The organism is Nonomuraea rhizosphaerae, from assembly GCF_019396405.1.
In the GTDB taxonomy this organism is placed as follows: domain Bacteria; phylum Actinomycetota; class Actinomycetes; order Streptosporangiales; family Streptosporangiaceae; genus Nonomuraea; species Nonomuraea rhizosphaerae.
Window position 1 is genome coordinate 1 of the sequence record NZ_JAHKRL010000231.1, and the last position, 22,391, is coordinate 22,391.

Sequence of the window (22,391 nt, forward strand, 5' to 3'; positions counted from 1 at the left end):
GTGCGCCGCCCCGCCGGCCCCGGCGATGATCACCTTGACGCCGCGTGCGGCCGCCTGGCGGCCGTACTCGATCATCTCCGTCGGCATGCGGTGCGCCGAGACCACGTCGGCCTCGAACGGGACGCCGAACTCGGCCACCGCCTCCGCCGCGGCCCGCATCACCGGCCAGTCGGAGTCGCTGCCCATGACGATGCCGACGGTCACGCCGCCTCCTTCTCCGGAAAACCGACATTCGACGGGAAACCAACGCTCAGCGAGAAGCCGGCACCCGACAAGAAGCTGACGCTCGACAAGAAACGCACATCCAGCGAGCAATGCACGTTCAGCGAGCGATGCACGCTCAGCGAGGAACTCACGTGTACTCCCCGTTCATCAGGTAGACGGCCGCGTGCCGGGCGCGGGCGCGTACGCGCTCCAGGTCGTCGCCGACGGCCGTCACATGGCCGATCTTGCGGCCCGGCCGCACCTCCTTGCCGTAGAAGTGCAGCTTGATGCCCGGATCGTGGGCCATCACGTGTTCGTACCGTTTGAACAGGTCGGGGTCGTCGCCGCCGAGCAGGTTCGCCATGACGACCACCGGGGCGCTCATCGACGGCGAGCCGAGCGGCAGGTCGAGCACGGCCCGCAGGTGCTGCTCGAACTGCGACGTGCGCGAGCCGTCGATCGTCCAGTGGCCGCTGTTGTGGGGGCGCATGGCCAGCTCGTTGACCAGCAGGCCGTTCGAGGTCTGGAACATCTCCACGGCCAGCAGCCCGGTGACGCCGAGTTCGTGCGCTATGCGCAGGGCGACCCGCTGGGCCTCGGCGGCCTCCTCTGGGTCGAGGCCGGGGGCGGGGGCGAGCACCTCGACGCAGATCCCGTCCTGCTGGACGGTCTCCACGACCGGGTAGCTGACGCCCTGTCCGTGGGGTGAGCGGGCGACGAGCACCGCCAGCTCGCGGGAGAACGGCACGAACGCCTCGGCCATCAGCGGGACGCCGCCGGCCAGGGCCTCGGCGGCCTCCTCGGGAGTGTGGCAGACCCAGACGCCGCGGCCGTCGTACCCGCCTCTGATGGCCTTGAGGACGACCGGCCAGCCATGCGATGCCGCAAAAGCCGAAATATCCGAAAGGTCGCTGACCCGTGCCCATGCCGGGCACGGCGCCCCGAAAGCGGTCAACCGCTCCCGCATCACGGCCTTGTCCTGCGCGTGCACCAGCGCCTCGGCCCCCGGATGCACCGAGTACCCCTCGGCCTCCAGAGCCCTGATGTGCTCGGTCGGCACGTGTTCGTGGTCGAAGGTGATCGCGTGACATCCCTGGGCGAACGCCCGCAGGTCGTCCAGCGACCGGTAGTCGCCCAGCCGCGTGTCGACGATCACTCTGGCGGCGCTCTCGTCAGGCGTGTTGGCCAGCACCCGCAGCTCGATCCCGAGCGCGATGGCGGGCTGCTGGGTCATCCTGGCGAGCTGGCCCGCGCCGACCATGCCGACAACCGGCCCGATGGGGCTGAATGCACTCACGGCAGGTCAGCTTACCCAACGTGCTCAGGCGGGGCCGCGCCGCACACCCACAGTGGTGACGCCGTTCTCCGCGCTGACGACGCTGGCCAGGACGACGATCTCGGCATCTCGCCCGAGCGGGTGCGCCAGGGACGTACGCCCGGCTTTGGGACGCTGACGGTAGACCAGCCGCAAACCATCGAACACCAGCATGGAGTCGCTCGACAACGGCAGGGCCATCGTGGGCTGCTCCAGGCGTTCGACGTCCACGTCGAGCCGGTCCGGCCGCACCTTGGCCGGCAGGCCGTTGAGCTCGTCGCGCAGGCCGCGTACCGGATCGCCCGAGGCGAAGCGGACTCCCGCCACGCCCGCCGGGTCCGTGAGGTAGGTCAGGTGACTCTGCGCGACCACGCGCGCCTGGGCGGCCACGGCCGGGTCGGTGGTTGCCGTCGAGGGCTCCGGCACGCGCCCGCGCGCGGCGATCGGCCCGGCGGCGAGCCGCCAGCGGTCCCCTTCCTCCAGGAACAGGAAGTACGCGGGCGACGGCTTGCGCGCCAGCGCCGCGAACCAGCCGCCCTCGGGCGGCAGGAAGAAGACTGGGTCGCTGTAGAGGGCTGGGCGGTCGTTCCGGGTCGCCTCACAGGCACGACCGCCCAGCGTCTTCTCCGCCCACGTGGTCAGCTCCGCCACGGCGGCGCAGTCCCGCCGCTTCCAGGCCTGGTCCAGGTCACCGAGCAGCTGGAACGTCCCTCCCGCCGCGTTCGCGTCGACGGTGTGGGCGGACGCCGGCGTGGAGGCCGACTCCTCGGGCGGCAGCACCGTGGCGACGTTCGCCGTGCCGCATCCGGCCACCACGACCGAAAGGCCGGCTAAGAGCACGAGCAGGCGAAGCGGCACAGGTGAACCCCGGGAGGTCATGGCCGTCTACGACGGCTGTCCGTCTGAGCCCATCGCCGGCGAGGGCCCGCCGACGATTTGCCCCCGCAGCGTAACGCCCCCGATTCGCAAATGTCGGGTATAACGCGATATTTCTAGAGGCCGTTGGTAGAGGAACCCCCCTACCTGGATCACCGGTAGGCTGAATCATGCCTCTGATGAGCGTCAACGACCGGGAAAGGGCCGAGTAACAGACGTGGACTTCGCCAAACGGCTCTACCAGCGCTTCTCGGCCCTTGTGCATGAGCTGACCAAGTTCGGGACGATCGGTGCCATCGCGTTCGTGGTCGACACCGCGATGTACAACGTGTTCCTGCTGGCCGTGCACATGGGCCCGTTGACCTCCAAGGTGCTGGCCACGGTCATCTCGGCGACGGTCGCCTACCTGGGCAACCGCTTCTGGACCTTCCGCCACCGCGAGCAGAGCGGTCTCGGTCGCGAATACTTCCTGTTCTTCCTGCTCAACGGCATCGCGCTGCTGTTCGGCCTGCTGGTGATCGGCTTCACCAAGTACACGCTGCACCTGCACGACGGCCTCAGCCTCAACATCGCCAACATCGTGGGCGTCGGGCTGGGCACGCTGTTCCGCTACTGGTCGTACAAGAAGTGGGTGTTCCTGGAGGCCACCGAGCCGATCCCGGCCGAACTGCCGGAGTCCGGGATCAAGCAGGACCGCTGACCCTCAGGCAGGGCCGCTGCCCCTCAAGCCGACGCCTCAGGCGGGGCCGCTGACCACGCGGGTCCTGCCGTTGTCCTCGGCGGGGCGCAGGAAGATGGCGAACGTCGCGGGACGCCTGCGTACGAGCTCCAGCCGCCCCCCGTCAGCGGCGGCCAGCGCCCGGGCCAGGGTCAGCCCCAGGCCGGTGCCCCCGCCCCCGCTCACGTTGCGCTCGAACACCTTCGGCGCGATGTCGTCGGAGATCCCGGCCCCCTCGTCGGCCACCTCGGTCACCACGTAGTTGCCGCCAGTGGTCGTCGTCACCCTGACGGTGCCGTCGCCGTGGCGCAGGGAGTTCTCCAGCAGTGAGGCGACGACCTGGCCGAACCCGCCGGTCGTGGCCAGCGCCTTGAGCCCGCGCGAGCCTTCGAGCAGCAGCGTGCGGCCCACGCCGCGGAACACCGGCTCCCACTCCGTGACCTGCTGGACCAGCACCTCATCGATCGAGACCGGCTCCGCCTGCGCGTGCCGCTGGCGGCGGGCCGCGGCGAGCAGCTCGTCGATCACGGCGGTGAGCCGCTCGGCCTGCACGATGGCCGCCTCGCCCTCCTCGCGGACGACTGCCGGCTGGTCGGAGGCCGCGACGATCTCCTCCAGGCGCATGGTAAGGCCGGTCAGCGGCGTGCGCAGCTGGTGCGAGGCGTCGGTGGCGAACTCGCGTTCCCGGGTGAGCAGGTCGCTGATACGGGTGGCGCTGCGGTCGAGCACCTGGGCCACCCGGTCGAGCTCGGGAATGCCGTACCGGTGCTTGCTGGGCCGGGCGTCACCGGAGCCGAGCCGGTCGGCGATCTTCGCCAGGTCCTGCAGCGGCAGCGTCAGACGGCGCGACTGCACGATGGCGAGACCGACCGCCACCGCCAGAGCCGCGACGGCCAGGGCCACGATCAGCAGCAGGCGCGCTCGTACGTCCTGCTCGACCTGGTCCTTGTCCCGGCTCACCCGGACGTAGATCCCGTTCTCGGACTGGGCGTCCTCGGTCATCTGGTGACCGGACGGCGGGGGGTCGCCGACGATGGTCGCCTTGGGCTGGGTCGCGCGTTCGTAGATCTGGATGTAGCGGTCGGGATACTTCTGTTCCAACTGCTGGGGATCGAGCGGCGTGTCCTGGATGCGGGCGTATTCGACCTCTCCGACCAGGCGCGTCGCCTCCGCCCTGAGCTCTTGGGCCGCCTCGTCGACGATCAGGCGGCTGACCACGATGCCCAGCGGGACCCCCAGCAGCAGAACCGCGATGACCGCGACGACCAGGGTGGAGGAGAGCAGGCGACGACGCATTCGCCTACTCGCGCTCGAAGCGGAAGCCGACTCCCCGGACGGTGGTGATGTAGCGGGGCTTGGCCGCGTCGTCCCCGAGCTTGCGGCGCAGCCATGAGATGTGCATGTCGAGTGTCTTGGTCGAACCCCACCAGTTCGTGTCCCACACCTCGCGCATGATCTGCTCGCGGGTGACGACCTTTCCGGCGTCGCGGACCAGTACGCGCAGCAGGTCGAACTCCTTGGTCGTGAGGTGCAGCTCCTTCTCCCCCATCCAGGCGCGGCGCGAGTCGGCGTCGATGCGCACGCCCTGCACCACCGGGGTCTCCGAGGTGCCCCGCCGCAGCAGCGCGCGCACTCTGGCCAGCAGTTCGGCCAGCCGGAACGGCTTGGTCACGTAGTCGTCGGCGCCGGCGTCGAGGCCGACGACCGTGTCGACCTCGTCGACGCGGGCGGTGAGGATCAGCACCGGCGTGCCGTGCCCTTCGGCACGGATGCGGCGCGCGACCTCCAGCCCGTCCATTTCTGGCAGGCCGAGATCAAGAACGATGAGGTCGATGCCACCCGACAGGGCCCTTTCGAGGGCCTGCGGGCCGTCGGGGCTCACCTCAACCTGATAGCCCTCGCGGCGTAGCGCACGCGCGAGCGGCTCGGAAATCGAGGTGTCATCCTCGGCGAGAAGTACGCAGGTCATGAAGCGATCGTAGGACCTTAGGCGATCGTTTCCCGGGCACAGCGCGCGGTTTGACTCGTCGTTGACCTATCCATTGACCTGGGCAAACTCGGATAAATATCGGTGTGTCCCACTTAATTGCCCGCGCTTACGGGGGACAAAAGCGGTTCGTGATCTTGCTGGATCGCAAAACATTCCGGCCGCTCCGGCGTGTCGCGAATCCCGGCGGCCCCTCCAGGAGTACGACACCCCCTCGCATCGGGCCCGCCGAGGCGTCTCGGGGCGGCTCACGAACCCACGCCCCCGGCGTGTCGCGGCACGCCCCCCCTTGCGCGCCGACCACCGGAAAACACACGCGCCCGCCGGAACCCCCAGCAGGGCTCCAACGGGCGCGTAACGGCGTGCCCAGGCGGATTCACCCCACCTGACCAGCCACTGACTGTCGGCCTGCCTTCGGCCGTCAGCCGTCGGCCGACGGCGGCTCGGCATAGCGGGCGAGGTACAGCTGCTCCCCCAGTGCCTGGATCAGGTCCAGCTCCGTCTCCAGGTAGTCGATGTGGCGCTCCTCGTCGTCGAGGATCTCCTCGAAGATGCGGGCGGAGGTGACGTCGCCCTTCTCCCGCATGAGCTTGATGCCGGGCCGCAGCCGCTCCACCACCGACATCTCGACCTCAAGGTCGGCGCGTAGCTGCTCCTCGACCGTCTGCCCGATGTGCAGCGTGCCTAGTCGCTGGTAGTTGGGCAGCCCCTCCAGGAAGAGGATGCGGTCGGTGAGACGCTCGGCGTGGCGCATCTCGTCGATCGACTCGGCGCGCGTGTGGTCCGCGAGCTTGGTGTAACCCCAGTTCTGCTGCATCTTGGCGTGCAGGAAGTACTGGTTGATCGCGGTGAGTTCCGCGGTGAGCTGCTCGTTCAGCAATTCGATGATCTGGATGTCGCCCTGCATGGAAACGGGCTCCTCGTGCTATGCGGTCGTCAGTTCCTCAGACCGCTTCAGCATCGCACAGATCTTTCGGACACATGTCGCACAGTCACTCCCGGCGCCCGTGGTGTCGCGAATCTGTTTCGCACTCCTCGCACCCGCAGCGATGCAGTCGTGGACCTCGTTCTCGGTCACAGCACGACAAACACATACGTACATACGGGGTGGGCCTCTCGCCAAGAGCATTAGGTAAGGCACACCTAAGATACCCCACTGCGGTTAGGCTCGCCTATGTTAGGTGGGCCACAGTGCTGTATCGCGGAACGTGATGGACCGTCACCTCACGCAACTCCTATGTGGTGATCCGTTCCTGGCCCGCGTAGATGTTGCAGCGCTCCCCCCGCAAGAACCCGATCAGCGTCATCCCGAAGTCCCGCGCCAGGTCCACCGCCAGCGAAGACGGCGCCGACACCGCGCACACCACCGCCAGCCCCGCCGTCAGCGCCTTCTGCATGATCTCGTAGCTGGCCCGGCCGCTGACCATCAGCACGTGGTCGGTCAGCGGCAGGCGTTCGGACAGCGAGGCCCAGCCGACCAGCTTGTCCACCGCGTTGTGCCTGCCCACGTCCTCCCGGAGCGCCACCAGCGTCCCGTCCGGCCGGAACAGCCCGGCCGCGTGCAGCCCGCCGGTCTTGCCGAAGACGCCCTGCCGCTTGCGCAGCGCGTCCGGCAGCCCGTACAGGACCTCGGGGGTGAGGGACAGCGAGCCGGCGGGCAGCGGGGTGCAGCGGGCGTGCAGGTCGTCGAGGCTGGCCGAGCCGCAGACGCCGCAGGCGCTGGAGGTCAGGAAGTGCCGGTCGAGGGCGGGCAGGTCGGGGATGGGGCCGTGCAGGTGCACGGTGACCGTGTTGTAGCGGGCCTCGGGCGGGAGGTCCTCGTCGGTGCAGTACGCGATGGCGGCGATGCCGCCCCGGCCGACCAGGCCCTCGCCGTGCAGGAACCCGGCGGCCAGCTCGAAGTCGTGGCCGGGGGTGCGCATGGTGATGGCGACGGTGCGGCGCGCGCCGTCCGGCGAGGTGAGGCGGATCTCCAGCGGCTCCTCGGTGGCGAGGTCGTCGCGGCGGTCGCGGGACGTGGAGCCGGACAGCTCGCGTACGCGGATGCGGGTGGTGGGCCCGACACGGGTCATCTCGGTCATCGCAGCCGCCGTACGGTGACGAGAGCGTTGTAGTCGGGGATGCGGGCCTGGGGCGAGCGTCTGGTCTCGTCGAGCAGGACGTTCCCCTCCGGCCAGTGGATCTGCAGGTTGCCCGGCATCAGCGGGGCACGCAGGACTTTGCCCTGGTACGTGCGTTCGCCGGCGCGCAGCTCGACGGGGGTGCCGTCGGGCAGGTCGAGGCGGTCGGCGTCGTACGCGCTCATCAGCACGGCCTCGCGCATGGCGCCGTTGAAGCCGTCGCGGCGCTCGTGGACCATGCTGTTGAACTGCTTGCCGCGCCGCGTGGCCACCATGAACGCGCCGTCGGGCCGCTCCAGCAGGGGCCGGGAGACGACCGAGAAGCGTCCGCGGCCGTCGGGGGTGTTGAAGCGGCCGTCGCCGAACAGGTGCCGCCCGCCGTACTGCACGTTGTCCCCGAAAGCCTTCAGGTCGGAGATTCCCGCGTAGAACGGAACGGCCCGCTCGATCTCCTCACGGATTCGCGGAGTACCAGAGAAGCGGATTTTTCCGGAAATCTCGGGGCGGACGGCCGAGGCCAGCTCGCCGAAGATCTTCCACTCCGGCCACGCCTCGCCGATCCGCGGCCCCTCGACCTCCGGCGAGAAGATGATCCGCCGCTCGGTGGAGGTCTCGGTCACGCCGCCCGTCATCTCGTACCGGGTTTGAGCGGGCAGCAGCAGCACGTCCCCCTCGCACGGCACCAGCATCTGCGAGGACAGCACGATGTCGATGTGCACCCGCAGCTTGAGCCGCGACAGCGCCTCCCTGCAGTACGCCGGGTCGGGCAGCACCTCCAGGAAGTTGCCGCCCGAGGAGATCAGCGCGTCCAGTTCGCCGGCGTGGGCCGCGTCCATCATGTCGGTCGCGGTCAGCCCCGGCGTGGTGGGCACCTCGAATCCCCACATGTCCGTAAATTTCGCGGCGTTCTCGGGGGTGATGGGCAGGCCGCCGGGCAGGCCGGTCGCGTACGCGCCCATCTCCGCCCCGCCCTGCACCCCGCTGTGCCCGCGGATCGGCATCAGCCCGCACTTGTCGCGTCCCAGGAACCCGCGCGCCAGGGCCAGGTTCACGATCGAGCGCACGTTGTCCTCGCCGAACGTGTGCTGGGTGATCCCCATCGACCAGACCAGCACCCCGGACTTCGCCTCGCCCAGCAGCTTGGCCAGCCGGAACATGTCGTCGCGCGAGGCCCCCGACACGGCCTCCAGCTCCTCCCACGACTGCTCGGCCAGCGCCTGCCGCACCTCCTCCAGGCCGGTCGTCCGCTCGTCCACGAACGTCTTGTCCACCCAGTCGTTCTCGATCAGGTGCTTGAGCACGCCGTTGAGGAAGCCGATGTCGCCGCCCACGTTCACGCCGAAGAAGTCGTCGGTGATCTTCGTGCCGAACACGGCGGACTCGGCGTTCGACGGCACCCAGTACTTGTCCATGCCGGGCTCGCGATAGGCGTTCACCATGGCGACGCGGGTCCCGGCCTTCTTGGCGTGGTAGAGGTACTTCATCGCCACCGGCTGGTTGTTCGACGGGTTCGAGCCGATGAAGACGATCAGGTCCGAGCCGATCCAGTCGGTGTAGGAGCAGGTGGTGGCCGCCGCGCCGATCGTCTGCTTGAGCGCGACCGTGGAGGGCGAGTGGCAGATGCGCGCCGCGTTGTCCACGCTGTTGGAGCCGAGCGCCCGCACGGCCTTCTGCGCCGCGTAGTAGTTCTCGTTCGGCACGCCCCGGCTGGTCAGGTACGCGCCGAAGCGCGCCTCGCGCAGGCCGCCGGCGGCCACGCGCAGCGCCTCGTCCCAGGAGAGGCGGGTGAAGCCGGGCTCGCCGGCGCGCCGCAGCATAGGGTACGGCAGCCGCCCGAGCTCCCGAAGCTCCGCACTCTTCTTACCGACAAGCCCCGAAATATCATGCAAAAGGGTGGCGTTCAGGGCGGGCATCGTGTTGAGCGGCAGCAGCCGCAACCGGATGTTGCACAGGTGGATCTCGTCCATGGTCCAGTCGCGCATGCCCTGCGTGCCGAGCGCGCAGCCGTCACAGGTGCCCTGGTTGAGGATGCGCCAGGCGTACCGCCTGTTGCCCTTGACCGATCGGAACGCCTTCCACAGCTCCAGGTAGTTGTTCGGCTTGCGCAGGCCGAAGCCGAACGGCCGCCACGAAGCCCAGTTGCGCGGATTCAGACGTATGCCCATTTGTCTATCTTCCCCGCGTGTGGCGTCAGACAACAGTCGCACTTCGGCGAAGATAGGGGAATGCCCAGCTCGCGCTACTCCGATCTCGACCGTCCGCCGCTCAACGAGGCGGCCCTGAACCGTGCTCTGGTACGTCCCGGCAGCCTGTGGACCGGCGTCACCGTCGTCGAGAGCACCGGCTCGACCAACGCCGACCTCGCCAAGGAGGCGGGCCAGGGCGCCGAGGAGGGCCGGGTGCTGGTGGCGGAGTCGCAGGTCCAGGGCAGGGGGCGGCTGGGGCGCACCTGGACGGCGCCGCCGCGCTCGGGCCTGACCGTCTCAGTCCTGCTCCGGCCGCGGCCGCCGGTCGCCAGGCAGGGGTGGCTGGCGCTGCTGTTCGGGGTGGCGGCGGCCTCGGCCGTGCGGCGGCTGGGCGAGGTGGACGTACGCCTCAAATGGCCCAACGACCTGCTGATCGGCGAGCGCAAGCTGGCCGGGATCCTGGCCGAGCGCACGGACGACGCGGTGGTCATCGGGATGGGCCTGAACGTCTCCCTCAAGCCGGAGGAGCTGCCCGTCGGGACGGCGACCTCGCTGGCCATCGAGGAGGCCGAGTGCACCGACCGCGACCCGCTGCTGCGGGCGGTGCTGCGGGAGGTCGAGACGCACTACCGCGAGTGGGTGGCGACCGGCGGCGACGCCGACGCGTGCGGCCTGCGCGCCGCCTACCAGGCCTCGAACGCCACCGTCGGCCGGGACGTACGTGTGGAGCTGCCCGGCGGCCAGGCGGTGACCGGCCGGGCGACCGGTGTCGACCAGGCAGGACACCTCCAGATCAGCTCGGGCGGCGAGACCCTGACGCTGAGCGCCGGGGACGTGGTGCACGTACGCCCGGCCTCGTGAGCCGGGTTCGTGCGTCCGCGTAGCCGCGAGGGCGCGGAGGTGGCACGATTTGCGCATGACCCTCCCCGATCACCACTTGACGCAGGGTGAACGCCGCATCCGGTCGTTCCACCCGCACTGGAAGCGGCTCGTGGTGCCCTTCATCGCGCTGTTGCTCATCGTCGCGGCCTCCGGCGCGGCGATCTACTTCGTTCCGGCGGACTGGGAGTACACCAACTACGCCAGGATCGCCGTCGCCGTGGTGGCGGTGCTGCTGCTGACCATCTGGTCGTTCGTGCCCTACCTGCGGTGGAAGAACACCGGTTACGTGCTGACCACCCACCGGTTCACGATCAGCACGGGCGTGCTCAACAAGTCGACCGACGAGATCCCGATGGCCAAGGTCAACACCGTCAGCTCCGACCAGACGTTCTTCGAGCGCCTCCTGGGCTGCGGCACGCTGTCGGTCGAGTCGGCGGGTGACCGGGGGCAGATCGTGCTGCGCGACATCCCCCACATCCAGGACGTGCGGACCGACCTGTTCCGTCTGCTGGAGGACGCCGCCGACGGAGAGATAGACGGACATTGAACGAAATAGACGGACATTGAACAGGGAAACAGACCGACCTTGAACAGGCCGACCGCCGAGGAGATCGACCGCCTGCTGGTGGGCCGGCCCGCGCGCCACACCCGTTCCGAGGTGGCGGCGCTGTCGGACATCCCCACGGAGCTGGCCGAGCGCATCTGGCGGGCGCTCGGCTTCGCCACTCTCGCCGACGACGCGGTGGCCTTCTCCGACGGCGACGTCGAGGCGTTGCGGCGGGTGCGCAGCATGCTCGACGGCGGCCTGCTGGACGAGCAGACCGTCATCCGGATGGCTCGCGCGCTCGGCCAGACCACGGCCAAGCTGGCGCAGTGGCAGGCCGAGATCATGATCGGCGCGATGCTGCCGGCCGACGGTCAGGCCACCGACGACGACCTCGGCCGGGTCCTGGACACGGCCGGGCGGCTGCTGCCCGACTTCGAGCAGGTGCTGGTGCACGTCTGGCGGGCCCAGCTCGCCGCCGCGGGCGCCCGGCTGCTGGCCGTCGCCGACCTCGACGAGGAGCACATCCCCGCCCGCGTGTCCATGGCCGTGGGCTTCGCCGACCTGGTCTCGTTCACCCGCAAGGCCAGTGAGCTGGGGGAACGCGAGCTGGCCGCGCTGGTGGAGGGCTTCGAGGCGCGGGCCTCCGACGTGGTGGCGGCGCACGGCGCGCGGCTGGTCAAGACGCTGGGCGACGAGGTGCTGTTCACCGCCGCCGACCCGTCCGCCGCGGCGGCGATCGCCTGCGATCTGGTGGCGGCCGACGACCTGCGCATCGGCCTGGCGTACGGACCGGTGCTGCCGATGCTGGGCGACGTCTACGGCACCACCGTCAACCTGGCCGCCAGGCTCACCGCCATCGCCAGACCTGCGACGATCGTCGTGGACTCCGCGCTGGCCGAGGGTCTGGACGGCGACCCGGAGTTCGAGCTGCGCAGGATTCGCCGCCGTCCCGCGCGCGGCCTTGGAATGGTCCAGCCTTTCGTCTTGCGGAGATCATCCCCTTGACACAAGATGGCTGCCATGCCGTACGAAGTGCAGGGCGTCATCGCCCGAGGTAAGGGTCAGGAAGTATCGGTCGAGACGGTGATCGTGCCCGACCCCGGCCCGGGCGAGGCGGTGGTGACCGTCAAGGCCTGCGGGGTCTGCCATACGGACCTGCACTACCGCGAGGGCGGTATCAACGACGACTTCCCGTTCCTGCTGGGCCATGAGGCCGCGGGCGTCGTCGAGGCGGTCGGCGAGGGCGTGACCGGGGTCGAGCCCGGCGACATCGTGATCCTCAACTGGCGGGCCGTGTGCGGCCAGTGCCGGGCCTGCCTGCGCGGACGTCCCTGGTACTGCTTCGCCACCCACAACGCCACCCAGAAGATGACGCTGGCCGACGGCACCGAGCTGTCGCCGGCGCTGGGCATCGGCGCGTTCCTCGGCAAGACGCTGGTGGCCGCCGGGCAGTGCACCAAGGTCTCCGCCGACGCGCCCGCCGAGGTGGCGGGGCTGCTCGGCTGCGGGGTCATGGCCGGGCTCGGCGCCGCGCTCAACACGGGCAACGTGACCAGGGGCGACACGGTCGCGGTCATCGGCTGCGGCGGGGTCGGCGACGCCGCGATCCTCGGCGCCTCGCTGGCCGGCGCGGCGAAGATCATCGCCGTCGACGTGGACGACCGCAAGCTCGAATGGGCGCGCGGCTTCGGCGCCACCGACACCGTCAACTCCCGCTCCGGTGACCCCGTTGAGGCCATCCGCGACCTCACCGGCGGGTTCGGCGCGGACGTGGTCATCGAGGCCGTCGGCCGGCCGGAGACGTACAAGCAGGCCTTCTACGCCCGTGACCTGGCCGGCACCGTGGTGCTCGTCGGCGTGCCGACGCCCGAGATGCAGCTGGAGCTGCCGCTGCTGGACGTGTTCGGCCGTGGCGGCTCGCTCAAGTCGTCCTGGTATGGCGACTGCCTGCCCTCCCGCGACTTCCCGATGCTCATCGACCTGTTCCTGCAGGGGCGGCTGCCGCTGGACAAGTTCGTGTCCGAGACGATCGGGCTCGGCGACGTCGAGGAGGCGTTCGCCAAGATGCACCGCGGCGAGGTGCTGCGCTCGGTGGTGGTCCTCTAGATGCTCGACAGGGTCATCACCTCGGGGACGTTCTCTCTCGACGGCGGCACCTGGGAGGTGGACAACAACGTCTGGCTGCTCGGCGACGCCCGTGAGGTGGTCGTCGTCGACGCCGCCCACGACGCCCGCGCCATCGCCGACCGGGTCGGCGAACGCACCGTCAAGGCGATCGTGTGCACGCACGCGCACAACGACCACATCAACGCGGCCCGCGAACTCGCCGACCTGACCGGCGCGCCGATCCGCCTGCACCCCGCCGACCAGGTCCTGTGGGACCAGGTGTACGGGGCGGAGGTCGCCTACCGGCCACTGGCCGACGGCGAGGAGATCAAGGTCGGCGACGTCACCCTGGAGGTCCTGCACACCCCTGGGCACGCGCCCGGGGCGGTCTGCCTGCACTGCCCTGACCTGGGCGTCCTGTTCAGCGGCGACACCCTGTTCAAGGGCGGCCCGGGGGCGACGGGGCGGTCGCACTCGTCGTTCGACACGATCATCGCCTCGATCCGCGAGCGCCTGCTGACCCTGCCCGGCGAGACCGTCGTCCACACCGGGCACGGCGACTCGACGTCGATCGGCGCCGAGTCACCGCACCTGGAGGAGTGGATCACCCGCGGCCACTGATCAGCCGGTGTTCTGCAGGCCGGCGGCCACCCCGTTCACCGAGAGCAGGAGGAGGGTGGACAGGCGTTCGCGTTCGTGGTCCGACGGGTTGCCGGTGCGCATGACCCTCAGCGCGCGCAACTGCAGGTGGGACAGCGCGTCCACGTACGGGTCGCGGAGCTGGACGGCGCGTGACAGCACCTTGCGGTTCTCCAGGAGCCGGGTGTGGCCCGTCACCTGGAGGACCAGGGTGCGGGTCCGGTCGTACTCCTCCATGACCTGCCGGGCGAAGTCGTCGCGGCCGCCGAGGGCCAGGTAGCGTTCGGCGATCGAGCGGTCGGTCTTGGCCAGGGACATCTCGGCGTTGTCGAGCATGGCGTTGAACAGCGGCCATTCGGCGTACGCGGCGCGCAGCGAGTCGAGGGAGGCGCCCGAGGCGAGGCCGGTGCCCAGGCCGTACCAGCCGGGGAGGTTGACGCGGGTCTGGGCCCAGGCGAAGACCCAGGGGATGGCGCGCAGGTCGTCGAGGGAGCGGGGGGCGCCGAGGCCGCGCCGGGCGGGGCGGGAGCCGAGGCGCAGGGAGCCGATCTCCTCCAGAGGGCTGACCAGGGCGAACCATTCGGGGAAGCCGGGGGCCTCGGTCAGCGACCGGTAGGCCTGTTCGGAGGCGGTGGCGACCTGTTCGGCCAGGCCGCGGAAGCGGTCGGCGGCGGCGGCCGTGCGGGAGCCGACCGTGGGTGAGGAGGCCAGCAGGACGGCGTTGGTGACCTGTTCGAGGTGGCGGCGGGCGATGGCGATGTGGCCGTAGCGGGCGAAGATGACCTCGCCCTGCTCGGTGACCTTGAAGCGGCCGGCGACGGAGCCGGGCGCCTGGGCGAGCACCGCGCGGTTGGCCGGGCCGCCGCCGCGGCCGAGGGCGCCGCCGCGGCCGTGGAACATGCGCAGCCGTACGTCGTGCTCGGCGGCCCAGGCGGTCAGCCGTTCCTGCGCCTCGTACAGGCGCAGGGTGGCGGCGGCGGGGCCGAGCTCCTTGGCCGAGTCGGAGTAGCCGAGCATGACCTCCATGCGCCTGCCGGAGGCGTCGAGGCGGTCGCGTACCTGCTCGATCTCCAGCATGCCCGACAGGACCTCGGCGGAGTTGGCCAGGTCCTGGCCGGACTCGAAGAGGGGCACCACGTCGAGGACCGGCGCGCGGGAGCCGAGCGCGTGCGCGGCCAGCTCGTGGACGGCGGCGATGTCGGCGGCCGAGCGGGTGAAGGAGACGACGTAGCGGGAGCAGGCCCTGACGCCGAACCGCTCCTGGATCCAGGCGATCACCCGGATGGTGGCCAGCACCTCCTCGGTGCGCTCCGACAGCTCGCCGCCCGCCTTGATCTCCTCCAGGGCGGCGGCGTGCACCTGGGAGTGCTGGCGCACCTCCAGCTCGGCGAGGTGGAAGCCGAACGTCTCGACCTGCCAGACGAGGTGCTGCAGCTCCCCGTACGCCTGGCGGGCGGCGTGCGCCGCCAGCGACCGCTGGGCCAGGCGCAGGTCGGCGAGCAGTTCGTCCGGTGAGCGGTAGGCGAGGTCGAGGTCGCGGCGGCGGGTGGCGGCGATGCGCGCGGCCACGAACAGCAGCCACTGCCGGTGCGGCTCACGCGGCGAGCGGGTGGCCAGCTCCGAGACCAGCTCGGGGTGCCCGTCCACGGCGGCGGCCAGGGCCGACCTGAGCTCCTGGGACGGCCGGGCGAACGCCTCGGCGGCCGTCAGGGTGCGGGCGATGCGCGCGCAGGCCGTCTCCAGGGCGGTCAGCACGTGCTCGGACTGGATCTGGATGGTCTCGCGGGTGACCTTGGAGGTGACGTTCGGGTTGCCGTCGCGGTCGCCGCCGATCCAGCTCCCGTAGCGGATGAACGGCTTGGCGAGGGGCTCGCGGGTGCCCGTGCCCTCGCCGAGCGCGGCGTCGAGCGAGCGGTAGACCTGCGGGACCATGCGGAACAGCGTCTCGTCGAAGGCGGCCATGGCCGTGCGCACCTCGTCGAGCGGGTCCAGTTTGGTCGAGCGGAGCTGGGCGGTGCGCCACAGCAGGTCGATCTCCTCCAGCAGGCGCCGGTGGCTCTCGTCGCGCTCGGTGGCGCCGCGTCCTGTGGCGTTGTACTCGCTGAGCTGGCCGCTGATGCGCTGGATGGCGGTGACGACCGCGCGCCTGCGCGCCTCCGTCGGGTGCGCGGTCAGGACCGGGTGCAGCTCCAGGTCCTCGACCAGCTCGGCGACGCGCTCGTTCCCCAGCTCCTGTACGGCCTGCGCCAGCGACTCCCGCTCGACCCGGCCGCCGGCGTCACGCTCGCGGAGGGTGCGGATGCGGTAGTGCTCCTCGGCCAGGTTCGCCAGGTGGAAGTAGCAGGTGAACGCGCGGGCGATCTGCACGGCCCGGTCGATCTCCCACTCGGCGACCATGGCGGTGATCTCGTCGCCGGACACCTCGCCCCTGCGGGCGGCGATGACGGCTTTGCGCAGGTGTTCGACGTCGGCCAGCAGATCGTCGCCGCCCTGCTCGGCGATCACCTGCCCGAGGAGTTTGCCCAAGAGCCGCACGTCATTGCGCAGCTCGTCGGGCATCTCGGTCACCGCTTCACTGCGACGCTCAAGCCCCTGGTCAATCATGCACCCAAGGTATACACACCCCCAGAGCCGCCGTAGACCGGTCTCACGTATTGGACTAGACCATTGCGGGTGGGTGCGGCCATGGGGTCACGTGGGCTTGGAGATCGCCGCCAGCAGGTCGGGGAGCCGGTTGAAGCCGATCTTCGCGCCGAGCTTCCGTCCCAGGATCTCGGCCAGCAGGCCGTAGAAGGGCGCGAGGATCGACACCCACAGCAGCCCGAACAGCAGCGGGATCACGAACGGCAGCGCCAGCGCGGTGATGCCCAGCATCGCGCCCATCGCGGACGCGAACGCCTGCCCGCCCTGCCCCGGCGCGGCTCCGCTGAAGGCGTTCATCCGCTCGGGCATCGTGTACGGGATGACCACGCTGGTCACGGAGCCGACGCCGTACCCGATGCCGAGCGCGCCGAGGCCGGCGAGCACGGCGGGCGCGATCCCCTCGGGGTGACCGGCGAAGAGCCCGGCGGAGACGGAGATGACGATCAGCAGCGGCGTGGCGACCAGCGCGCTGGCCAGGTGGCGCCCGGCCAGGTCGACGGCGAGGCCGCGCTCGGAGTCGATGACCACGGCGTTCATCCAGAGCGAGCGGCCGTCGATGCCGAAGGCGTTGGCCGCCTGGAGGGAGATCATCAGCCCGGCGGCGGCGCTGAGCAGGATGGGCAGCCACACCCCCGCCCCGCCCGAGCGGGTGGCCGTGAAGCCCAGGACGACGGCAACGAGCAGGGAGGAGAACCAGCCCACCCGCAGACGGGGCTCGCGCCGGATGTACTTGAGCTCCTTGACCACCACGGCGGCCAGCGGCCCGTCGGGCAGGAACCGGTCGACCAGGCCGCTCTCCTTGCGCACGGAGGCGGCCTGGGTGGAGAAGTCGGGCGTGACGAGCGCCCTGTTCAGGGCCTTGATCCACAGCCAGGCGGCGAGGACCACGGCCAGCGCCACGACGACCAGCTCGCCCAGGCCGATCAGCCCGCCGTCGGCGATCGCGTGCGCGGCCATGCCCGAGGGGGTCCATCTCAGCAGGTCCGCGGCCTGGTGCAGCATCGCGCCGGGCTCGCCGAAGGAGCTGTTGAGCAGCAGGTTCGGCAGCTGCGCGAGCAGGACGACGAAGATCGCGGCCACGGCCAGCACGTCCCGGCCGCGCCGGGTGCGCAGCGCGCCGGACAGGGCCGTGGTGATCAGCCTGGAGAGGGTCAGGCAGAGCGCGAACTGCAGGAACACGGCCACGATCCCGAGCACCACGCCACCGGCGCTGGAAGCCAGGCCCGCCAGCGCGCCGGCCGCGACGACCAGGGTGACCAGGGGCCAGATGCCGGTGGCCGAGGCGGTGAACATGCCGATCGCCATCGTGCGCGTGGTCAGCGGGAACAGCGACAGCCGCGCCGGGTCGAGCGTGTCGTCCAGCCCGAACGCCATCAGCGGCACGATCATCCAGCCGATCAGCATGAACGTGTACACCAGGATGACGACGGCCGCCGCGGTGTCGGGCGGGGCCAGCCGCAGCAGGCCCATCAGCAGGAAGCCGACCACGGCGATGATCACGCCCATGACCAGCGTGAAGGCGAAGCCCAGCTTGCGCTGGAGGTCGCCGCGCAGGTTCCCGGCCATCAGCCGGAGCTTGAGCTGCGCGAACAGCGTGACGGTCGTCATTGCCGCTCCCTGCCCAGCCAGCTCAGCCCGGAGTCGCCGCCGCCCTCGCGCGGGCCGCCGACCAGCTCCAGGAACGCCTGGTTGAGGCTGCGTCCCTCGCGTACGTTCTCCAGCGGGCCCTGGGCCACGATGTGGCCGGCGTTCATCACCGAGACCCAGTCGCACAGCCGCTCGACCAGGTCCATGACGTGGCTGGAGAAGATGACGGTGGAGCCCGACTCGGTGAAGCGGCGCAGCACCTCGGTGAGGGTGTTGGCGCTGACCGGGTCGACGCCCTCGAACGGCTCGTCGAGGAAGAGCACCGACGGGTTGTGCAGCAGCGCCGCCGCGAGGGCGATCTTCTTGCGCATGCCGGTGGAGTAGTCGACGACCAGCTTGTCGGCGGCGTCGGTCAGGTCCATGACGCGCAGCAGCTCGCCGGCGCGCTGCTCCACCTCGGCCTTGGGGATGTTGCGCAGCCGCCCGTTGTAGACGAGCAGCTCCCGGCCGGACAGCCGCTCGAACAGCCGCAGCCCCTCGGGCAGCACCCCGATGCGGGCCTTGACCTGGACGGGGTCACGCCACACGTTGAAGCCGTCGATCTCGGCGTGCCCCCCGTCGGGACGGAGCAGGCCGGTGATCATGCTCAGCGAGGTCGTCTTGCCCGCCCCGTTGGGGCCGACCAGGCCGGCGAAACTGCCCGCCGGCACCATGAGGTCGATGCCCGCCACCGCTACCTGGGGGCCGTACCTCTTGAAAAGTCCGTGCGTGTGAACCGCCGCCGCCTGTGACCCATCCGTCATGGATCCCATGCTAGGAGGGGGGTTAACCTTGCGCGCATGAGTGCTGCCGAGCCCGTGCCAGATGCCCCTGACATCCATACGACCGCGGGCAAGATCGCTGACCTGGAACGCCGGCTCGACGAGGCCATGCACGCCGGATCGGCGGCGGCCGTCGAGAAACAGCACGCCAGAGGCAAGATGACCGCGCGTGAGCGGGTGCTGACGCTGCTCGACGAGGGCTCGTTCGTGGAGTTCGACGCGTTCGCCAGGCACCGGTCCACGATGTTCGGGCTGGAGAGCCGGCGGCCGTACGGGGACGGCGTGATCACCGGGCACGGCACGGTCGACGGCCGGCAGGTGTGCGTGTTCTCGCAGGACGTGACCGTGTTCGGCGGCTCGCTCGGCGAGGTGTACGGCGAGAAGATCGTCAAGGTGCTCGACCTGGCGATCAGGACGGGCTGCCCGATCATCGGCATCAACGAGGGCGGCGGCGCGCGCATCCAGGAGGGTGTCGTCGCGCTCGGCCTGTACGCGGAGATCTTCAAGCGGAACGTGCACGCCTCCGGGGTCATCCCGCAGATCTCGCTGATCATGGGCGCGGCGGCGGGCGGGCATGTCTACTCCCCCGCGCTGACCGACTTCGTGGTGATGGTGGACCAGACGTCGCACATGTTCATCACCGGGCCTGACGTGATCAAGACGGTGACGGGCGAGGAGGTCACGTTCGAGGAGCTGGGCGGGGCCCACGCGCACAACACCAAGTCGGGGGTGGCCCACTACCAGGCCACCGACGAGGGCGACGCGCTCGACTACGTCAAGGCGCTGCTGTCCTACCTGCCCTCCAACAACCTGGACGAGCCGCCCGCTTACGAGGCGGCCACCGACCTGGAGCCCGACCCCGACCTCGACGCGATCATCCCGGACTCGTCGAACCAGCCGTACGACATGCACCGGGTGATCGAGCGGGTGCTCGACGACGGCGAGTTCCTGGAGGTCCACGAGCTGTTCGCGCCGAACATCGTGGTGGGGTACGGCCGGGTGGACGGGCATCCGGTGGGCGTGGTGGCCAACCAGCCGATGCATTTCGCGGGGTGCCTGGATATCAACGCCTCGGAGAAGGCAGCACGCTTTATCCGAACATGTGATGCATTCAATATTCCGATCCTGACTTTTGTTGATGTGCCGGGATTCCTGCCGGGAACCGATCAGGAATGGAACGGAATCATCCGGCGCGGGGCGAAGCTGCTCTACGCCTACGCCGAGGCGACCGTCCCGCTCGTCACGGTCATCACGCGCAAGGCGTACGGGGGCGCGTACGACGTCATGGGCTCCAAGCACCTGGGCGCGGACGTCAACCTGGCCTGGCCGTCGGCGCAGATCGCGGTCATGGGCGCCCAGGGCGCGGTCAACATCCTCTACCGGCGCGAGCTGGCGGCGGCGGGCGAGGACGCCGACGCCGAGCGGGCGCGGCTGGTCACCGAGTACGAGGACACGCTGGCCAATCCGTACATCGCCGCCGAGCGCGGCTACGTCGACGCGGTGATCCAGCCGGCCGAGACGCGCGCCCAGGTCGTCAGGGCGCTGCGCGCGCTGCGGAACAAGCGAGCCTCGCTCCCGCCGAAAAAGCATGGGAACATCCCGCTATGAGCGCCCATCTGCGGATAGTCCGGGGGGACGCCACCCCGGAAGAGCTTGCCGCCCTCGTCGCGGTCCTGGCCACGCGGCGGGCCGCGCCGGAGCCCCCGGCCCGCCGGCCGCAAACGTGGCGGAACCCCGCGAGAACGATGCGTAAGCCCCTCGCGCCGGGGAAGTCGGCTTGGCGGATGAGCGCGCTGCCCTAGATAGATCCGGGGAATCGGGTGTCAACTTCCCGAGGAGTTGGGACTATCTAGAGAAAGTAGGCGTATATAGTCAGCCGATCAACTAACCGCGGCCTGGAGGACGACATGGCCATCCCAGACCTCATGCCGCATCCTGTGGCAGCGAAGTACGCCGTCCTGGTGGACGTCGGATATCTCTATGCTGCCGCAGGAGAAGTCCTGCTGGGCGCGAAGGAGCGCAAGGAATATCGGGTTGCCGCAGACGCGCTGATCGAGAGTCTACAGAAACATGCGCTGGAACGTATATCTGGCGAGTTGCTGCGGATCTATTGGTATGACGCCGCCCGTGACCGAGTGCCCACCGTCGACCAGCGGGTCATCGCCCAGCTCCCCTGGGTCAAGGTACGACTTGGCAACCTGAACGCCCGCGGCCAGCAGAAAGGCGTGGACGCGCAGATCAGGAGCGACCTGGAGGCCCTTGCCAGACACCACGCGGTAACTGACACGATCTTGCTCGCCGGGGACGAGGACATGGTGCCCGCCGTGGAGGCGGCGCAGGCGTACGGGGTGCGCATCCACCTGTGGGGGGTCGAGCCGCCGTACGGTACCAACCAGGCCGAACGCCTGGTCTGGGAGTCCGACACCGTAGAAGTGATCACTGCTGATTTCCTGAGGCCCTTTTTCAGTCGTGCTCCGCAGCCCGTCGCGGTCGTCGCCCCGCCCGTGGCGGCCCCGTCGCCCGCGCAGGTGTTCGCCGGGCGCGCGCCCGTCAAACCGCACGTCAAGCCCGGCCAGGTGGCCAAGCTCGGCCCCAGCCGCCCGCGCGTGGAGGACGTGGGCGAGCACGTGGCGCAGAAGTGGATACTGACCCGCGGCCGCGACAACATCCGCGACCTGCTGCCCGGCCCGATCCTGCCGACGGTCATCGACACCGAGTTGCTCATCGAGGCGGAGAAGGAGCTGGGGCACTCGCTGCGGCCGTTCCCGGAGGCGCGGGTGTGGCTGCGCGACGGCTTCTGGGCGCGGGTCTACCGCGAGTTCGACCTCGGCGTGGGCGTGTCGTCGAAGTGATTCCGGCGGGGGTCGGACGCCAGGTCCGATTCCCGCCAGTCACCTCCTTTGACCTGCTGACCTGCGATTTCACGATCAGGTCTGATTTCCGCCAGTCATAGCGGGTGGCAAGCACATACGCTTCGTGTCATGTCACCACTAGAGCTCGACTTCGACTCCTGCTACCGGGCGGTCAGCGCCCGGGACGCCCGGTTCGACGGACGTTTCTACACCGCGGTGACGACAACGCGGATCTACTGCCGCCCGATCTGCCCGGCCCGCACCCCGGCCTCACGCAACGTCCGGTTCTACCGGCACGCGGCGTCCGCCGAGGCGGCGGGGTTCCGCCCGTGCAAGCGCTGCCGCCCCGAGCTGTCCCCCGGCGACCCCGGCTGGGACATGCGCGGCGACCTCATCGGGCGGGCGCTGCGGCTGATCGACGACGGGGCCGCGGACGAGCAGGGCGTGGCGGGGCTGGCCAGGCGGCTGCACATCACCGAACGCCACCTGCACCGGCTGTTCGTGGCCGAGCTGGGCGTGGGGCCGCTGGCGGTGGCCAGGACGAAGCGGCTGCTGCTGGCCAAGCAGCTGCTGACCGAGACCGGGCTGCCGGTGACGGAGGTGGCGTTCGCGGCGGGATTCGGGAGCGTGCGCCAGTTCAACGCCACGATGCGCGAGACGTACGGGTTCACGCCCAGCGAGCTGCGCGCGACGGCGGGCGGTCCCGTCCCCTCCGAGGCCACTCGCACGGGGCCGGCCACGCTGCGGCTGCGGCTGCACCGGCGCGAGCCGTACGACTGCGACGCCGTCCTCTCCTTCCTCACCTCGCGGGCGATCCCCGGCCTGGAGGTGGCCGACCGCGCGTCGTACCGGCGCGCGGTCCCCGGCGGGGCGATCACGCTCACCCCCGAGCACTGCCACGTCGCGCT

General features: G+C 70.2%; 23 protein-coding genes. 10 read left to right on the forward strand and 13 right to left on the reverse strand.

From position 1 onward, the window contains the following. The 4 genes from KME77_RS11500 to KME77_RS11515 all read right to left on the reverse strand — a co-directional run. The coding region (locus KME77_RS11500; RefSeq protein ID WP_219465651.1) for an AIR carboxylase family protein at positions 1 to 186 on the reverse strand (186 nt) is incomplete at its 3' end. A gap of 14 nt (positions 187 to 200) precedes the next feature. Further along, the gene (locus KME77_RS11505) at positions 201 to 356 is read right to left on the reverse strand and encodes a hypothetical protein (RefSeq protein WP_219465592.1); all 156 of its coding nucleotides are present in this window, start codon (positions 354 to 356) and stop codon (positions 201 to 203) included. Continuing rightward, on the reverse strand, positions 353 to 1,501 hold the full coding sequence (locus KME77_RS11510; protein ID WP_219465594.1) for a 5-(carboxyamino)imidazole ribonucleotide synthase: 1,149 nt from the start codon (positions 1,499 to 1,501) through the stop codon (positions 353 to 355). The genes KME77_RS11505 and KME77_RS11510 overlap by 4 nt, the downstream gene beginning before the upstream one ends. 24 nt (positions 1,502 to 1,525) lie before the next feature. Beyond that, entirely contained in the window at positions 1,526 to 2,377 is an 852-nt protein-coding gene (locus tag KME77_RS11515; protein ID WP_219465596.1) for a hypothetical protein, read from the reverse strand. A gap of 235 nt (positions 2,378 to 2,612) precedes the next feature. Between KME77_RS11515 and KME77_RS11520 the strand changes: the two genes are divergently transcribed. Further along, on the forward strand, positions 2,613 to 3,095 hold the full coding sequence (locus tag KME77_RS11520; protein ID WP_219465598.1) for a GtrA family protein: 483 nt from the start codon (positions 2,613 to 2,615) through the stop codon (positions 3,093 to 3,095). A 36-nt stretch (positions 3,096 to 3,131) separates the two neighbouring features. Here the strand turns inward: KME77_RS11520 and KME77_RS11525 are convergent, their stop codons facing one another. From KME77_RS11525 to KME77_RS11550, 6 genes are all read right to left on the reverse strand, one after another. Next, the gene (locus KME77_RS11525) at positions 3,132 to 4,409 is read right to left on the reverse strand and encodes an ATP-binding protein (protein ID WP_219465608.1); all 1,278 of its coding nucleotides are present in this window, start codon (positions 4,407 to 4,409) and stop codon (positions 3,132 to 3,134) included. A 4-nt stretch (positions 4,410 to 4,413) separates the two neighbouring features. After that, the gene (locus KME77_RS11530) at positions 4,414 to 5,082 is read right to left on the reverse strand and encodes a response regulator transcription factor (RefSeq protein ID WP_043620820.1); all 669 of its coding nucleotides are present in this window, start codon (positions 5,080 to 5,082) and stop codon (positions 4,414 to 4,416) included. A gap of 439 nt (positions 5,083 to 5,521) precedes the next feature. Continuing rightward, on the reverse strand, positions 5,522 to 6,007 hold the full coding sequence (gene bfr / locus KME77_RS11535; RefSeq protein ID WP_219465610.1) for a bacterioferritin: 486 nt from the start codon (positions 6,005 to 6,007) through the stop codon (positions 5,522 to 5,524). 18 nt (positions 6,008 to 6,025) lie between these two features. Continuing rightward, positions 6,026 to 6,229, reverse strand: a complete 204-nt coding sequence (locus KME77_RS11540) for a (2Fe-2S)-binding protein (RefSeq protein ID WP_308250665.1) — start codon at positions 6,227 to 6,229, stop codon at positions 6,026 to 6,028. A gap of 106 nt (positions 6,230 to 6,335) precedes the next feature. Then, positions 6,336 to 7,181, reverse strand: a complete 846-nt coding sequence (gene fdhD, locus KME77_RS11545) for a formate dehydrogenase accessory sulfurtransferase FdhD (RefSeq protein WP_246609593.1) — start codon at positions 7,179 to 7,181, stop codon at positions 6,336 to 6,338. Next, the gene (locus KME77_RS11550) at positions 7,178 to 9,385 is read right to left on the reverse strand and encodes an FdhF/YdeP family oxidoreductase (protein WP_219465621.1); all 2,208 of its coding nucleotides are present in this window, start codon (positions 9,383 to 9,385) and stop codon (positions 7,178 to 7,180) included. The genes fdhD and KME77_RS11550 overlap by 4 nt, the downstream gene beginning before the upstream one ends. A 60-nt stretch (positions 9,386 to 9,445) precedes the next feature. Between KME77_RS11550 and KME77_RS11555 the strand changes: the two genes are divergently transcribed. From KME77_RS11555 to KME77_RS11575, 5 genes are read left to right on the forward strand one after another with little or no spacing between them, the layout of a single operon-like run. Then, the gene (locus tag KME77_RS11555) at positions 9,446 to 10,267 is read left to right on the forward strand and encodes a biotin--[acetyl-CoA-carboxylase] ligase (RefSeq protein ID WP_219465622.1); all 822 of its coding nucleotides are present in this window, start codon (positions 9,446 to 9,448) and stop codon (positions 10,265 to 10,267) included. A gap of 55 nt (positions 10,268 to 10,322) precedes the next feature. Beyond that, a complete protein-coding gene (locus tag KME77_RS11560; protein WP_219465624.1) occupies positions 10,323 to 10,835 on the forward strand; it encodes a PH domain-containing protein in 513 nt (170 codons plus the stop codon). Between the two features lie 39 nt (positions 10,836 to 10,874). Then, positions 10,875 to 11,840: an adenylate/guanylate cyclase domain-containing protein gene (locus tag KME77_RS11565; protein ID WP_219465626.1), complete on the forward strand. Its 966-nt coding sequence runs from the start codon at positions 10,875 to 10,877 to the stop codon at positions 11,838 to 11,840. 15 nt (positions 11,841 to 11,855) lie between these two features. Beyond that, on the forward strand, positions 11,856 to 12,941 hold the full coding sequence (locus tag KME77_RS11570; protein ID WP_219465628.1) for an S-(hydroxymethyl)mycothiol dehydrogenase: 1,086 nt from the start codon (positions 11,856 to 11,858) through the stop codon (positions 12,939 to 12,941). Beyond that, a complete protein-coding gene (locus KME77_RS11575; RefSeq protein ID WP_219465630.1) occupies positions 12,942 to 13,562 on the forward strand; it encodes an MBL fold metallo-hydrolase in 621 nt (206 codons plus the stop codon). It abuts the gene before it with no gap. Here the strand turns inward: KME77_RS11575 and KME77_RS11580 are convergent, their stop codons facing one another. The 3 genes from KME77_RS11580 to KME77_RS11590 form a co-directional block, all read right to left on the reverse strand. After that, a complete protein-coding gene (locus KME77_RS11580; RefSeq protein ID WP_246609594.1) occupies positions 13,563 to 16,184 on the reverse strand; it encodes a phosphoenolpyruvate carboxylase in 2,622 nt (873 codons plus the stop codon). An 87-nt stretch (positions 16,185 to 16,271) separates the two neighbouring features. After that, entirely contained in the window at positions 16,272 to 17,831 is a 1,560-nt protein-coding gene (locus tag KME77_RS11585) for a hypothetical protein (RefSeq protein WP_219465632.1), read from the reverse strand. Then, positions 17,828 to 18,613, reverse strand: a complete 786-nt coding sequence (locus KME77_RS11590; protein ID WP_219465634.1) for an ABC transporter ATP-binding protein — start codon at positions 18,611 to 18,613, stop codon at positions 17,828 to 17,830. Before KME77_RS11590 ends, KME77_RS11585 begins: the two co-directional genes overlap by 4 nt. 36 nt (positions 18,614 to 18,649) lie before the next feature. Between KME77_RS11590 and KME77_RS11595 the strand changes: the two genes are divergently transcribed. From KME77_RS11595 to KME77_RS11610, 4 genes are all read left to right on the forward strand, one after another. Beyond that, complete coding sequence (locus KME77_RS11595; protein ID WP_219465637.1) at positions 18,650 to 20,239, forward strand: acyl-CoA carboxylase subunit beta; 1,590 nt, start codon at positions 18,650 to 18,652, stop codon at positions 20,237 to 20,239. Continuing rightward, on the forward strand, positions 20,236 to 20,433 hold the full coding sequence (locus tag KME77_RS11600) for an acyl-CoA carboxylase subunit epsilon (protein ID WP_219465639.1): 198 nt from the start codon (positions 20,236 to 20,238) through the stop codon (positions 20,431 to 20,433). The genes KME77_RS11595 and KME77_RS11600 overlap by 4 nt, the downstream gene beginning before the upstream one ends. 105 nt (positions 20,434 to 20,538) lie before the next feature. Then, positions 20,539 to 21,483 carry an NYN domain-containing protein gene (locus KME77_RS11605; protein WP_219465647.1) on the forward strand — a complete coding sequence of 315 codons (945 nt, stop codon included), beginning with the start codon at positions 20,539 to 20,541 and terminating at the stop codon, positions 21,481 to 21,483. A gap of 129 nt (positions 21,484 to 21,612) precedes the next feature. Next, positions 21,613 to 22,391: bifunctional transcriptional activator/DNA repair enzyme AdaA (locus KME77_RS11610; protein WP_219465649.1), on the forward strand; the 779-nt coding region annotated here is incomplete at its 3' end.

What these genes read in the sequence shown, in the direction of transcription:
- KME77_RS11540 (WP_308250665.1), bottom strand. Translation starts at nt 6,229, where the DNA reads ATGCTCTTGGCGAGAGGCCCACCCCGTATGTACGTATGTGTTTGTCGT.
- KME77_RS11590 (WP_219465634.1), bottom strand. Translation starts at nt 18,613, where the DNA reads ATGACGGATGGGTCACAGGCGGCGGCGGTTCACACGCACGGACTTTTC.
- KME77_RS11550 (WP_219465621.1), bottom strand. Translation starts at nt 9,385, where the DNA reads ATGGGCATACGTCTGAATCCGCGCAACTGGGCTTCGTGGCGGCCGTTC.
- KME77_RS11575 (WP_219465630.1), top strand. Translation starts at nt 12,942, where the DNA reads ATGCTCGACAGGGTCATCACCTCGGGGACGTTCTCTCTCGACGGCGGC.
- KME77_RS11595 (WP_219465637.1), top strand. Translation starts at nt 18,650, where the DNA reads ATGAGTGCTGCCGAGCCCGTGCCAGATGCCCCTGACATCCATACGACC.
- KME77_RS11560 (WP_219465624.1), top strand. Translation starts at nt 10,323, where the DNA reads ATGACCCTCCCCGATCACCACTTGACGCAGGGTGAACGCCGCATCCGG.
- fdhD (WP_246609593.1), bottom strand. Translation starts at nt 7,181, where the DNA reads ATGACCGAGATGACCCGTGTCGGGCCCACCACCCGCATCCGCGTACGC.
- KME77_RS11585 (WP_219465632.1), bottom strand. Translation starts at nt 17,831, where the DNA reads ATGACGACCGTCACGCTGTTCGCGCAGCTCAAGCTCCGGCTGATGGCC.
- bfr (WP_219465610.1), bottom strand. Translation starts at nt 6,007, where the DNA reads ATGCAGGGCGACATCCAGATCATCGAATTGCTGAACGAGCAGCTCACC.
- KME77_RS11555 (WP_219465622.1), top strand. Translation starts at nt 9,446, where the DNA reads ATGCCCAGCTCGCGCTACTCCGATCTCGACCGTCCGCCGCTCAACGAG.
- KME77_RS11605 (WP_219465647.1), top strand. Translation starts at nt 20,539, where the DNA reads ATGGCCATCCCAGACCTCATGCCGCATCCTGTGGCAGCGAAGTACGCC.
- KME77_RS11570 (WP_219465628.1), top strand. Translation starts at nt 11,856, where the DNA reads ATGCCGTACGAAGTGCAGGGCGTCATCGCCCGAGGTAAGGGTCAGGAA.
- KME77_RS11600 (WP_219465639.1), top strand. Translation starts at nt 20,236, where the DNA reads ATGAGCGCCCATCTGCGGATAGTCCGGGGGGACGCCACCCCGGAAGAG.
- KME77_RS11530 (WP_043620820.1), bottom strand. Translation starts at nt 5,082, where the DNA reads ATGACCTGCGTACTTCTCGCCGAGGATGACACCTCGATTTCCGAGCCG.
- KME77_RS11580 (WP_246609594.1), bottom strand. Translation starts at nt 16,184, where the DNA reads ATGATTGACCAGGGGCTTGAGCGTCGCAGTGAAGCGGTGACCGAGATG.
- KME77_RS11525 (WP_219465608.1), bottom strand. Translation starts at nt 4,409, where the DNA reads ATGCGTCGTCGCCTGCTCTCCTCCACCCTGGTCGTCGCGGTCATCGCG.